The organism is Pelagicoccus enzymogenes, assembly GCF_014803405.1.
In the GTDB taxonomy this organism is placed as follows: Bacteria; Verrucomicrobiota; Verrucomicrobiia; order Opitutales; family Opitutaceae; genus Pelagicoccus; species Pelagicoccus enzymogenes.
In genome coordinates this window covers 342,459-356,445 of sequence record NZ_JACYFG010000061.1, presented here as the reverse complement: position 1 = coordinate 356,445, position 13,987 = coordinate 342,459, and the positions used below count along the sequence as shown (strand labels likewise).

Genomic DNA, 13,987 nt, shown 5'->3' with positions numbered 1-13,987 from the left:
AGTGAAGGAGTCGCTGACGCTGGCACCGGCTGAGTCGGTAGCGGTGACGCTTATGGAAATGGTTCCAACGTCGCCGTTTTCGGGAGTGCCCGAGATTTCGCCCGTTTCGTTATCGAGCGTCAACCAGTCGGGAAGAGGATCGCCGTTTTCCAGAGTGGCAGAGTAGCTCAAGGTATCGCCTGCGTCGATGTCGGAGAAGCTCTCTGAGAGGTCGATAGAAAACGCTGCGTCTTCGGTCGCCACTTGATGTGCGATTCCGAGGGAATCGCCATTCAAGCTTATGTTGTCGATCGTATAAGTCTCGTCGTTGCCAGTCGCCTTCGATTCGAACGCGATCACAAGCTCGTTGCCCTGAGGGATCGAATCCAGAGAAATCGTGTGGAATTGATTTGCTCCGCTGCTGACGTGACCGGTCTCTTGGTGGATCTCGTGTCGCTCACCGTCGACAATTGCCACCACTTGGAAGGTGTCCTGGTAGGAGCCGGTTCGGTCCATGCTTCCAGTCGATCGCACCTCGAAAGTGAGCTCCAGGTTCTCGTGCGAACTGATGTCGATTGGGTTCGTTCTCAGAATCGCTTGGTTTTCCGAGCCGGAACCTGTGCTTTTTGAAAAGTCGTAGGCACCATTTTCGACGCCATGGTTCGCGTTGGAGGCCGACGTTTCTGTGTCCCAATTGCCTTCAGCGTCAGACTTTGCTCCATTTTCTTCGGTCGAAAAGTCTTCGCTGAACAAGCTTTCTCCTCGCGTGGAGACGACACTAGGTCCGTCGTTTGTATTGTCGACTTGGATACTGAAGTTGGAGGAGGCTGTTTCGCCAGCCTCGTCGGTGGCAGTGACGGTTACGGAGATCACTCCCACATCGCCGTTTTCGGGAGTGCCGGAGAGTTCGCCCGTCTGGGAATCGATGGAGAGCCAGCTGGGGAGCGGGTCGCCGTTTTCGAGGGTGGCGGAGAAGGTGAGAGTGTCACCTGCGTCGACGTCTTCGAATGCGGTGGAGGCGTCGAGCGAGAAGGCGCTGTCTTCGTCGATGACCTGATCCGCTAGGGTCGTCGCGACGGGGCCGTCGTTGGTATTCTCAACTTGGATAGTGAAGGAGTCGCTGACGCTGGCACCGGCTGAGTCGGTAGCGGTGACGCTTATGGAAATGGTTCCAACGTCGCCGTTTTCGGGAGTGCCCGAGAGTTCGCCTGTTGCAGTATCGAGCGTCAACCATTCGGGAAGAGGATCGCCGTTTTCCAGAGTGGCAGAGTAGCTCAAGGTATCGCCTGCGTCGGTGTCGGAGAAGCTCTCTGAGAGGTCGATAGAAAACGCTGCGTCTTCGGTCGCCGTTTGGTTCGCGAGCCCGTACGAGTCCCCGTTGAGCTGGACGTTGTCGATGGTGAAAACTTCGCTGGAGTGAGTGGTCTTTGCTTCGAAGGAAATGACGAGCTCGTCTCCTTCCGGAATGTTGCGAAGGGTGAAGGAACCGTTGTTGCCGTCGAGATTTCCGTCTTGCTGCATCAACTCGGTTTCCACGCCGTCGACTACGACGATGACCTGGAAATAGTCATGCCAAGATCCGGATGCTTCCATGTCGCCCTCGCTCTTGAGATCGAACGAGAGCTCGAGATCCGTTTTGCCCGCGATGTCGATTGTCTCGGTTTGGAGCTTTATCAAAGCTCCGTTGTCGTTGGCCGTGGAGGTGCTTTCGGAAAACTCGTAGGCTTCGTTCTCGATGCCGTGGGTGGGCGATGTCGTGGCGGCCGAATCGTCGGTGGACCACTTCGTATCGTTGCTATCAGCGGTTGCTCCATCGAGGTCTCCTGCGAAATCCTCGCTGAAAAGCGACTCGCCGTTTTTTGAGGTTACAGTGGGGCCGTCGTTTGTGTTGTCGACTTGGATACCGAAGGTGGAGGTTGCTGTCTCGCCTGCTTCGTCGGTGGCGGTAACGGTTACGGAGATCGCTCCCACGTCTCCGTTTTCGGGTGTGCCGGAGAGCTCGCCTGTCTCGGAGTCGATGGAGAGCCAGCTGGGGAGCGGGTCTCCGTTTTCGAGGGTGGCTGAGTACGTTAGTGTGTCGTCTGCATCGACGTCGTTAAATGCGGTGGAGGCGTCGAGGGAGAACGCTGCGTCCTCGTCGGTCGTTTGGTCGGCGATGGCGGAGGCGGTGGGTCCGTCGTTTGTGTTGTCGACTTGGATACCGAAGGTGGAGGACGCGGTTTCGCCTGCTTCGTCGGTGGCGGTGACGGTTACGGAGATCGCTCCCACGTCGCCATTTTCAGGCGTGCCGGAGAGTTCTCCGGTTTCGGAATCGATGGTAAGCCAGCTTGGGAGCGGGGCTCCGTTTTCTAGGGTGGCTGTGTACGTGAGGGTGTCGCCTGCGTCGACGTCGTCGAAAGCGGTGGAGGCGTCGAGGGAGAATGCGGCGTCTTCGTCGGTCGTTTGGTCCGCGATAGCAGAGGCAGTTGGCCCGTCGTTTGTGTTGTCGACTTGGATGCTGAAACTCGAACTTGTGATCGCTTCACCGTCTGAAGCTGTGACGATTATCGAAATCGAACCGACATCTTCGTTGGCCGGAGTGCCTGTAAACACTCCGGTGTCTTCATTGAATGAAAGCCAATCGGGGAGGGGATCTCCGTTTTCGAGAGTCGCCTCGTAAATGAGTTCGTCTCCAGTGTCGATATCTGCGAAGTTGCCAGAAACATCGAAGGAGAACGCTGCGTCCTCGTCGGTGCTCTGGTCGGCGATGGCGGAAGCGGTTGGTCCGTCGTTTGTGTTGTCGACTTGGATACCGAAGGTGGAGGTTGCTGTCTCGCCTGCTTCGTCGGTGGCGGTGACGGTTACGGAGATCGCTCCGACGTCTCCGTTTTTGGGGGTGCCGGAGAGCTTGCCTGTCTCGGAGTCGATGGAGAGCCAACTTGGGAGCGGGTCGCCGTTTTCGAGGGAGGCGGAGTAGGTGAGAGTGTCTCCTGCGTCAATGTCGTCGAATGCGGTGGAGGCGTCGAGGGAGAATGCGGCGTCCTCGTCGGTGGTCTGGTCAGCGATGGCTGAGGCGGTTGGTCCGTCGTTTGTATTTTCAACCTGAATACAGAAGGTGGAAGTTGCGGTTTCGCCAGCCTCGTCGCTTGCGGTGACAGTTACGAAGATCGCTCCGACGTCGCCGTTTTCGGGTGTGCCGGAGAGTTCGCCTGTCTCGGAGTCGATGGAGCGCCAGCTTGGGAGCGGGTCTCCGTTTTCGAGGGTGGCGGAGTAAGTGAGGGTGTCGCCTGCGTCGATGTCTTCGAACGAGGTGGAGGCGTCGAGGGAGAATGCAGAATCCTCGTCGGTGCTCTGGTCGGCGATGGCGGAAGCGGTTGGTCCGTCGTTCGTATTCTCAACCTGAATACCGAAGGTAGAGGATGCCGTTTCGCCCGCCTCGTCGGTGGCGGTAACGGTTACGGAGATCGCTCCGACGTCGCCGTTTTCGGGGGTGCCGGAGAGTTCGCCGGTCTCGGAATCGATGGAGAGCCAGCTTGGGAGCGGTTCGCCATTTTCGAGGGTGGCGGAGTAAGTGAGGACGTCTCCTGCGTCAATGTCGTCGAATGCGGTGGAGGCGTCGAGCGAGAATGCTGCGTCCTCGTCGGTGGTCTGGTCGGCGATTGCGGAGGCGGTGGGTCCGTCGTTTGTATTTTCAACCTGAATACCGAAGGTGAAAGTTGCGGTTTCGCCAGCCTCGTCGCTTGCGGTGACAGTTACGGAGATCGCTCCGACGTCGCCGTTTTCGGGTGTGCCGGAGAGTTCGCCGGTCTCGGAATCGATGGAGAGCCAGCTTGGGAGCGGGTCTCCGTTTTCGAGGGTGGCGGAGTATGTGAGAGTGTCTCCTGCGTCAATGTCGTCGAATGCGGTGGAGGCGTCGAGGGAGAATGCTGCGTCCTCGTCGGTGCTTTGGTCAGCGATGACGGATGCAGTTGGTCCGTCGTTCGTATTCTCTACCTCAAGACTGAAAGTGTCTGAGGCCGTGGATCCGGCGGAGTCTGTGGCTGTGATCGTGATGGAGAGCTCGCCGGCATCCTCGTTGAGAGGCGTTCCGGAGAAGATACCCGTCTCGGGGTCGATGGTAAGCCAGTTTGGCAAGGGCTCGCCGTTTTCCAGTGTTGCGGAATAGGTGAGTGTGTCTTCTTGGTCGAGATCCTTGAAGTTTCCTGAAATGTCGAGAGTGAAGGTGGAATCTTCGTCGATGTTTTGGTCTGCGACATTTGAAGAAACGACGATTGCATCGTTCGTGTTTTCGACGGTGATCGTGAATACGTCTGATGCAGAGGATTCTCCGTCAGATGCGGTTACGCGTACGGCGATATTGCCGACGTCTGAATTTCTAGGCGTGCCAGTGAGTTGACCGGATTCCGAATCGATTTGCAGCCACTGGGGCAGTGGGTCGCCGTTTTCGAGCGTTGCCGTGTACCTGAGAGTGTCGCTAAGATCAGGGTCGTGGAAGTTGTTGCTCGTGTCTAGCGTAAAGGCGTTGTCTTCCTTTGTAGTTGTATCATTGATACTCGTAGTAACCGTTGGGCCGTCGTTTGTGTTTTCGACAGACAGGGTGAAGGAATCGGATACGGAAGCTTCGCCGTCAGAGGCGGTGACGGTTATTTCAATTTCACCGACATCGCTGTTTCCTGGAGTTCCGGATATCTGCCCGCTTGCTGGGTCCAGAATGAGCCAAGCTGGGAGCGGGTCGCCATTCGCCAAGGTAGCGGTGTAGGTGAGGGTGTCGCCTATATCCTGGTCTGCAAAGTTGGAGGAAAGATCGAGACTGAAGGCGGAGTCTTCGTCGACGGATTGGTCCGAAATCGCGTGGGTGACGACGGGGCCGTCATTCGTGTTTTCGATGGTGAGTGTGAAGGTATCGGAAACGGATGCTTCGCCATCTGAGGCTGTGACGACGATGGAGAGCTCGCCGACGTCTGTTCCTCTCGGTGTGCCGCTCAGTTGACCTGATTCCGAGTCGATGCTTATCCAGTTTGGAAGCGGGCTGCCATCTTCTAGCGTAGCAGAAAAGGTAAGAGAATCGCCGATATCTTCGTCTGCGAAGTTCTCGGAAATATCGAGCGAGAATTCGTTGTCCTCGTCGATGGACTGATCGGCGATGTTTGTCGTTACGACCGGCCCGTCATTCGTGTTTTCGATGTAGAGGGAGAATGATTTGGAGGTGGTAGCTTCACCATCGGAGGCGCTCAGGAGGATTGTGATCTCGCCGACATCTGCATTGGTTGGGGTTCCGGAGAGTTGACCTGTCAGTGGATCGATGCTCATCCAATCGGGTAGCGGGTCTCCGTTTTCCAGAGTCGCGGAGTAGGTCAGCGTATCCCCTTCGTCGACGTCGAAGAAAATGTTCGAAGCGTCTAGGTTGAACAGCTCGTCCTCTACGATGTTCTGGTTGTCGTTCAGCCACTCGACCAGAGGAGCGTCGTTTGTATTGAAAACCGTGAGACTGAAGGAGTCGGATACTGTCTCGCTGCCGTCGGAGGCGCTTACTGTGATGGAGATGCTGCCAACATGTTCGTTCAGTGGGACTCCAGAGAATTTGCCGGTGCTCGCATCCAGGCTTAGCCAATCCGGCAGCGGGTCGCCGTTTTGCAGCGTAGCGCTGTAGGTGAGCGTATCGCCGAGGTCTGCGTCGTGAAAGTTTTCGGAGGCGTCGAGGATGAAATTCTCGTCTTCGAGGGTATTTTCGTTGGAGAAATCCGCTTTGAGAACCGGGCCGTCGTTGGTGTTTTCGACGGAGAGAGTGAAGGTTTGTTGGGCCTCCGCTTCGCCGTCGGATGCGATCACCTTGATCTCTAGCTCACCAACATCATTGTTGCGCGGCGTTCCGGAGAGACGTCCGGTTTGGGAATCTATCGCAAGCCAATCGGGCAGTGGAGAACCGTCGGCTAGTTCTGCGGAATAGCTCAAGGCGTCTCCGGTGTCGATATCGTCGAAGTAATCGGCAAGCGAGAGGTTGTAGCCGCTGTCCTCGAGGACTTCTTGCGCTTCGATTTCGAGCGAAGCGGTTGGGCCGTCGTTGGTGTTTTCGACGGTGAGAGCGAAGTTGTCCGAGGCGGTTGAACCCGCTTGGTCCGTGGCACTTACGACGAGGGAGATGGTTCCAATGTCGTCGTTCCCGGGCTGACCCGAAATCTTGCCGGTCTCCGGATCGATCGCAAGCCAATCGGGAAGCGGAGAACCGTCTTGCAGCGTTGCTGAATAGCTGAGGACGTCGCCGGTATCTGCGTCTCCGAAATGGTTGCTAGCCTCGAAAACGAATGATGCATCTTCGAGTGTCGTGACGTTCTGGATACTATTGGTGACTGTTGGGCCGTCATTCGTGTTTTGGATCTCCAGAGTGAATGTCGCTTCGGCATTGGCCTCACCGTCGCTGGCGCGAACGGTTACTGAGATCGTGCCGACGTCGCTATTATGCGGAGTTCCAGCGAGCGTTCCGGTTTGGGAGTCGATGGTGAGCCAACTTGGGAGCGAGTCGCCGTTTTCGAGGGTAGCGCTGTAGGTGAGAGCGTCGCCTGCGTCGACGTCGTCGAATGCAACGGAGGCATCGAGGGAGAAGGCTGCGTCTTCCTCGGTAGACTGTTGGGCGATAGCGGATGCAACAGGGCCATCGTTCGTGTTCTCGACGGTGAGCGTGAAAGTGCCGTTGGCTGTCTCCCCGCTTACGTCGGTTGCGGTTACGGTGATGTTGATAGATCCGACGTCTTGGTTTTCTGGGATGCCGGAGAGCTCGCCGGTGATCGGGTCGATGGATATCCAGCTGGGGAGATCGGACCCGTCTGATAGAGTGGCGGTGTATGTGAGGGAGTCGCTGGCGTCGGTATCTTCGAAGTGGGATGCGGCGTCGTAGGTGAAGGCGCTGTCCTCTTCTGCGTTCACCGGTACGAAGTCGGTTGTGACTGTTGGCGCGTTGTTGGTGTTCTGGACCTCTATGCTAAAGACGTCGGAGATGGAGGTTTCTCCATCTTGGGCTACAACGCGAACGGATAGGGAGCCTACGTCGTTATTGGTCGGTGTCCCGCTGAAGGAAGCGGTGAAAGGATCGAAACTGAGCCATTGTGGAAGAGGGGAGCCGTCTTCGAGCGCGGCTGAGAATTCCAGTGTGTCGAAGAAGTCGGGATCGCCAAAATTCGAGGAGACATCGAGCGTAAATGCTGCGTCTTCTGCTGTAGTGACATCCTCGATACCTGCGGACACAAAGGGTCCGTCGTTGGTGTTTTCGATGGTAATTTTGAGGGTCGTGGCAGCGGATTCTTGGCCATCGCTGGCGGAGACCTTAAGGTTCAGCTCACCCACGTTGGCATTGAGTGGCGTGCCGGAGAGTTCGCCCGTGCGTGGGTTGATATTGAGCCACTCGGGCAGCTCGCTTCCATCCTCAAGGGTGGCGGAGTAGCTTAACTCGTCGCCGATATCTTCGTCACTGAAGGCGTCGGATACATCGAAGAGGAAGGGAGCGTCTTCCTCTGTCGTTTGTTCGGGAATGAAGGTCGCGACGGGCCCGTCGTTGGTGTTCTCTACCTCGATGGAGAAAATCGCATTGGCGTTCTCCTGGCCGTCGGAAGCGACGACGAGAATGGAAAGGGAACCAACGTCCTCGTTTGCCGGGGTGCCGGAGAATTTACCGGTGCCCTCGTCGAATTCCAACCACTCGGGCAGCTCGCTGCCGTTCATTTGGGTTGCCGAGTAGGTCAATGTGTCGCCAGCGTCGACATCCGAGAAGGCATCTGAAACGTCGAGGGAGAAGCCGCTGTCCTCTTCGACTGTTTGGTCGACAAGAGCGGTGGCGACTGGCTTGTCGTTGGTGTTGTCCACCATGATGGCGAAGAAGTCGTCTACGCTTTGGGAACCATCGCTAGCGGTAACTTGGAGGGTGAGCATCCCGACGTCATCGTTGGTAGGAATGCCGGAGAACTGACCTGTGGCAGTGTCGAAGTTCAGCCACTCGGGGAGATCGGAGCCATCGGGAAGAGTCGCGGTGTAAGTCAGCTGGTCGCCCAGGTCGCTGTCGCTAAAGTTGGAAGCGATGTTGAATGAGAATTCACTATCTTCGTCGGCGCCCTGATCCGCGATGGGAGAATCGAGTTCGGGGGAGTCGTTTTGATTTTCGACGTGCAGGGCGAAAGTGCTAGACACGCTTTCACCTTCTGAATCTGTAGCGGTGACGCGGATGTCGAGGTCCGTGTTTTGGCCTTGGGGCGGATTGCCTGCAATCTTCCCGGACGACTCGTCGATTGTGAGCCACTCCGGCAGCCCGCTTCCGTCGGCGAGGCTTGCGGTGAAAGATAAGGTATCGCCGAAATCCGCATCTTCGTCTGAAAAATAGGAACCGGCATCGATATCGATCGGATCGTATTCACCAATGGATACGTCTTGGATTTGGGTAAATGTTGGACGGTCGTTTACGTTTTCGACTTCGAGCGTGAACGCCGTGCTTGTCTTTGCACCGCTTGCGTCTGTAGCGGTGATTTCAATACGGTGTTCGCCTAGGTTTTCATAGGAAGGAACGCCAGAGATTTCGCCGGTGATGGGGTCGAAGTTTAGCCAGTCGGGGAGAGCGGCGCTGAGCGTGAGTGAGTCGCCAATGTCGCTGTCAGTGAAAAGTCCCTCGGGAAGCGTGAAGGTGAACGCGGCGTCTTCGTTGGCCGTTTGGGTTGCGATCGAGAATGTGGCGAGGGGGGTGTCGTTTACGTTCTCGATGTCTATAGAAACAGTCGCTGCTTTATCGGACCATGCCGCTCCGTCGAAGCCGGACCATAGGAATTCGGTGTGGCCGTTCCAGTCGCTGTTCGGCTGAAAGGCGACGCCTGAGATTTGCTCGACGGGAATGATTTGGCCGATTTCGACTGGCTTGCCGGCGACTGTGAGCGCGCCGTTTGCGGGAAGGGAATCGATGCGAACGGATTCAAGCGTGTCGTCGTTATCTACGTCGGAGAAGGCTTGCTCGAAGGTTTCGCGTTTGAAGGGGATGGCGTTGTCTTCGGTTCCTTCGAGGCCCATTCCTGAAACCTCGGGAGCGTCGTTGGCGTCGGCTGGATGCAAGGTGAGCGTGCGCTCGACCTGGCTGCCGTCCTCGTTTTCGATGCGCAGGGAGAGCGAGTAGGACTCGGGTGCGGTTTCGAAGTCGATGGTTACCCCGTCTTTCAACTTGAGCGTAGATCCCTCGATTTCGAAGAGTCCGGATGGGTCGGAAGCGATGCTGTAAGTAAAGGGGCCCTCGATTTCTTTTTCACTCCCTAAGGCTTCGAGGGAGCCGATAGCGTAGCCTGCTTCGTTTTCGGTGATATCGTTTCCGGAAAGCGATAGGGTGACGTTCTCCTCGTTGAAGGGATCTGGCAGAACGACCGTGAGCTCGTTGCGGTCGATGACGCGGTCGTTGTTCTCAGGATCGGTTACGATGACCTCGATCTCTACCTGCTGGCCGGCGTCTTCTTTTTGCAAGTCGATAACAACCTCGACGGTACCGGTCTCTTGGTTCACTTCAGTAGTGGACTCGACGATGTCGCCATCGCCATTCACTACGACCGCCGTGAAGCGGAACCGTTCGATGTCTAATAATTGCGAAGCTTCGATGGTGTCGGTGACGTCGATGCTGACACTGCGAGTGTTTGCGCCCTCATCGGAGGTTCCGGATTTTGTTTGGGCTGAGGATTGGCTGTCGCGGGTTTGGCTCGTGGAGCTGGAGTAGTAGGCTTGTTGGTTGTCTTGGGTGGAGAGCTCTGCGACTTGAGCATGCTCCTGGTCGCTCTCGCTCTTGCCAAGGGCGGCGAGGGTGAGGCTCTGGAAATAGTTGCGAAGTTCTTGGTTTTCGCTGCCGTCGGCGTTGAGTTCAAACGCGTCGAATGCGGAAGTGTTCTGCGAGAGGGCGCTGATGATGGAGAGCAACGTCACGCTCTGCAGCACGACGGAACCGGTTGCGTCCTCCGGTTCGAAGTTGATGGCCTGAAGCGACGCGTGGTCTGCCCCCGCGGCGTCGTTTGCCTCCGATTGCCGGAAGCTGTCCGCAGTTATGGTTGTGCCGTCGGGCAGTTCCAGTTCGGTTGCGTCAGTGAGGAGGAAGTTTTTGAGCAGATAGGAGGATCCGTCCTTGGTCATCACCAGCACGTCGTGACCTTGAGGGATCATGTCGGCGATGTCGTCGGGGTTGGTGAGTTTCAAGGAATCGCCCGCGTTGAAGTCTAGAGACTGACCGTTGGAGAGTTCGTAGGGCGTTGGAGCAGAGGAATCTCCTGTGTGGGTGAAGCGGAAGCTCATAAAGTATGTTCGATCGAGGTTAACTAAATCCGCGCGCAAGGCGCCTTTTCCTCATCGGATCCCTACACGGAAAACTTACCGCCGAAGCATGGATTTAGCCCAAATTCACGCAAACCTCCGACTTTTTTGCCTTATCCGGGATTAGGATGAACTACCCAGTAAGCAGGCGCTTTCCTGCCTCCTGCAGAAATCAGAGCTTAAAGGAGGCCACCGTACGGCCGATCTCGATAGCGTTTTGCCGCTTGCGGACGCGGCGAACGTTTAGGGTTTTGTCCTCAATCTCGATACAGAGCGCGCCCGGCCAAGGGAAGTAGGAGCCAAGGTTGATGACCCTTTGCTTTCCGCGCGTCCAAATGCCGGGATTGTGGGTGTGGCCCACCACTATGAATTTGGGTGCTAGGCCGAAGCGTTCGGTGAGGGAAGCGGCGCGGTCTGGCACCTCGCTCCATGCCTTGAGGATGCGAAACGGTGTCGTCGGCGGCCAGGTTTGGTGCAGGAAGATTTTCAGTTTTCCCCAGAGAGTTGGGTTGTACTTCTTGTCGTCCTTGTGGGCGCGAATGGTCACCTGCTTGTGAAGCGCGAGGTAGTCGTGCAGGTCTTGCTCGGTGATGCCGGTGGCGTCCGGATCGATGATGGACGCATGCTTCTCGAGGTTGTCCACGTTCGAACTCCATGGGGCGATGTTGGGGAAGAGTCCGTCGCCGTGGGTGACGAATACTTTGCCGTCGAGGAGAGTCAGCGAGTGAAGCTCTGATATCTCCGGGTCGTGGTTTCCGGTTATGACGCTGACTTTGCAGTCCCACTTGGCGATCTCTTGCTCGAATCTCTGTTTCTCGCGCTGCGCGTCGTAGTGCGCGACGTCGAGGTCCCCGTATTTCAGCTCCAGCGTGTCGCCATTCAGGATAAGCCAATCAACGCCTTCGGCAAGGGGAGCGAGCGCGTCGAGCCGATCGATCACGCTGGCTTTGTGCCCTACGTGTAGGTCGGAGACGATGCGGATCTTGGCGGACATGCTTTGTAAAAAGGAGGAAACAGAGTAATCGGATGCAAGCCGTGTCGCTAAAGAGCGCAAGCGGGAAACCGATGAAAAGGGGAGCCCTATCAGAACTATGAAAGCAAAGAATTTCGAACAACTGCTCGGAGGCGCCTTTGCCCCAAACCTCTCTCGCGACGCAACGATCGGCCTCAACAGCCTCGGGCGCAGTCTCAGCGAAAAGACGGCGGAGGACGAACTCTTCGAAACCGCCATTCGCAAGGCAAACGACGAGCAGCTTCGCAAGTTGGCACGGCTGAGGATCGACTCGGCGGCATCCAAGCATCTGGACTAACGAGCGCTATTGAAGAGCTCTTGTATCGCGGACGACGTGGAAGTAGTCCCTCCAATTGTTTCTGTATGGAGGGACCGGTGAGTGTGTCAGCTTCCAGCCTCGGTACCACCCGCTCCGTATTGCTTCGTGCTAACGCCCTTGGCCGTCCCGCCTTTGAGTGTCAGGCGAAGCTTTTTAGCAGGACCTTAGACTTGCGTTTGTTGGCGTCGTAGCTGGCGCGCCGCGAGGGAGGCAGCGCGTCGGGACTGGTTTCTTCGAAGCCGAGCAGGCTGGTGAAGAAGTTCTGCGTTTGGGTGGAGAGAGCGATGACGCGTCGAGCTCCTTCTTGTTCGGCCAATTGGCAGGCGAATCGCACGAGCTTTCTCCCGATGCCTTGGCGCTGGTAGAAGGGGTGCACGAACAGGGAGCTGACCTCTCTGAGTTCGGAGTCCTCCGGAAAGCGGTCGAGCAGCACGCAGGCCATGATGTTTCCGTCGACCTCGTAGACGTAGTAGTTTTGGATTTTCTCTTCGATGGAAGCCATGGAGCGTTCCATCAGTTCCTCGCGAGCCACGCCGCTACGAGTGAGGTGGTAAACGAGTGGGACCTCGTCCCGGGTGGCGCGGCGAATCTGCTGGTACTCGTTCCCGTAGATGAGGGTACCGACGCCTTCGTTGGAGAAAACTTCGCGGATAAGACCGTCGTGGATACGTCCGTCGAGGATATGGATACGGGAAATTTCGGCCTTCACGCCCCGCAGGGCTTGCAGGGATTTGCTCTTCAGAGCGGGGGAAAGGGATTCGAATTCGGGCGCGGCGATGAACTCTTCGAGCTCAGCGACGGGAATCTGCTGGGTGAGTCGACCGTTCTTTACGAATCCGTTTTCCTCGGACAGGAACAGAATCTTGGTGGCGCCCAGCGCGATAGCGGTGTCGACGGCGAGGGCGTCGGAGTTGATGCGCAGGGTGTGCCCGTTGCGGTCAAATCCGATGGGTTGGATAATGGGAATGATGCTTTTGGAAATGAGATGCCGCAGGAAGTCCGCGTCGATTTGGTCTGTCTTGCCGGTGTTGAGCAAGTCGACGCCTTTGAGGATGCCCATCGGCTTGGCTTTGATGGAATTGGTGATGGCGCATTTCAGCTTGGCCTTGGTCAGGGCCTCCAGGATTTGGTGGGAAACTCGGGAGGAGGCGCGAATGGCGAGGTCGAGGGTGGGCCCGTCCGTGGCGCCGCTGCCGTCGGTGTTGCTTGGGGTGATCGAACGCGCGGAAGACAGGTCTGTCAGCTGCTTGCCGATGCCGTGAACGATAACGACGTTGATCTGCAGGCTGCGCAGGACTGCGATGTCGAGCAGCAGGTTGGGCAAGTTATCGCTCTCGATGATGGATCCGTCGAGGGCGACTACGAAGGTTTGTCCCAGAAATCTGGGTACGTAGTTCAGGATGCCGCGCAGGTCGGTCGGCTTGATGGTCTGTTCGCTCTCGCTTGCGTCCATGGCTCGTAAAGTGATCGGATTCAAGTGAATGCGGGGGTGGAAGCAAGCGGAGATTGGGAAGAGGCCCGCCGGCCGAGCGCTTATTGCGGGGGCTCGCTCTTTTCCACCTCTACTACCGCCTTGCTGGGATCGAGGTTCTGTATCTCCCACTGGGCGAGGCGGTCTTCGTTGATGAAGCTGACCTTGATGGTCTCTGCGGCCATCGGCTCGGTTGGGATGAGGAAGGTGGCGGGAGCAGGTTCTCCGACCAGTAGGCTTTGGTCGACATCCTCCATTTTTTCGGCGTAGAGGGTGGCGAGGATGAAGAGCTCGCCTTCCTTGTAGAAGCTGAGCAAGTGGAGGAGTTCGTGCTGGGCGAGCGGGGCGGGCACCTGAATGCGAATCGGGAGAGGCTCGCCGGGAGTGAGGGTGTCAGGGCATTCGGTCTTGATGAATCCCGGGATGAGCACGGGTTTGCCGGCCATGTAGTACTTGAGTTGCTCGGGGATGACGAGGTCGAGGGCGTCTTCGTAGGCGCGTGAGGTGGAGCTGGCGGGCGAATCGATGGTGACCGCTGAGGGGGCGCGGTCCGTTTTGATGCTGTACCACTCGTAGAAGTTTTTCTCCACGATGGCGTTTTTGCGGTCCATCATGGCCTGGAAGGGCTCGAAGGCTTTGCCTTCCTTGCGGTACTCGAGGTTGATCCAAGTGTACACCCCGATGAAGGCGACGATGGCCAAGGCGATCGGCCACATGGGCCAGGGCTTGCGATCGGCGATGCCGCTGGGCAGCTGGTTCTTCGGTTCGGGCTTCTCGGGTGTGCTCATGAGCTTGCCTAGGGAGCGCGAAACGGGACGGAGTTAAAGCTCGAAATGAGGAGCGGGCGGCACTTGGTGGAGGGGAATCGCGGCACAAGGCCGCTTCCCTCATTATTTAAGGATTGTATGAGAGGAGA

At 57.2% G+C, this 13,987-nt stretch carries 5 protein-coding genes; 1 reads left to right on the top strand and 4 read right to left on the bottom strand.

Going from position 1 to position 13,987, the window contains the following annotated elements:
• Together IEN85_RS24290 and IEN85_RS24285 are read right to left on the bottom strand one after the other, a co-directional pair.
• A partial coding sequence (locus IEN85_RS24290; protein ID WP_191619708.1) for a putative Ig domain-containing protein occupies nt 1-10,251 on the bottom strand: 10,251 nt, incomplete at its 3' end.
• A 190-nt stretch (nt 10,252-10,441) separates the two neighbouring features.
• Complete coding sequence (locus tag IEN85_RS24285; RefSeq protein ID WP_191619707.1) at nt 10,442-11,263, bottom strand: metallophosphoesterase; 822 nt, start codon at nt 11,261-11,263, stop codon at nt 10,442-10,444.
• 97 nt (nt 11,264-11,360) lie between these two features.
• Here IEN85_RS24285 and IEN85_RS24280 point away from each other — a divergent pair, with 97 nt between their 5' ends.
• Entirely contained in the window at nt 11,361-11,579 is a 219-nt protein-coding gene (locus IEN85_RS24280) for a hypothetical protein (protein WP_191619706.1), read from the top strand.
• 160 nt (nt 11,580-11,739) lie between these two features.
• Here the strand turns inward: IEN85_RS24280 and argA are convergent, their stop codons facing one another.
• Both argA and IEN85_RS24270 read right to left on the bottom strand, forming a co-directional pair.
• Nucleotides 11,740-13,077 (bottom strand): amino-acid N-acetyltransferase, encoded by a 1,338-nt coding sequence (argA, locus tag IEN85_RS24275; protein WP_224772922.1) that lies wholly within the window; start codon nt 13,075-13,077, stop codon nt 11,740-11,742.
• A 56-nt stretch (nt 13,078-13,133) separates the two neighbouring features.
• Nucleotides 13,134-13,859, bottom strand: coding sequence for a hypothetical protein (locus IEN85_RS24270; RefSeq protein ID WP_191619704.1), 726 nt, complete (start codon nt 13,857-13,859; stop codon nt 13,134-13,136).
• Between the last annotated feature and the right edge of the window lie 128 nt (nt 13,860-13,987).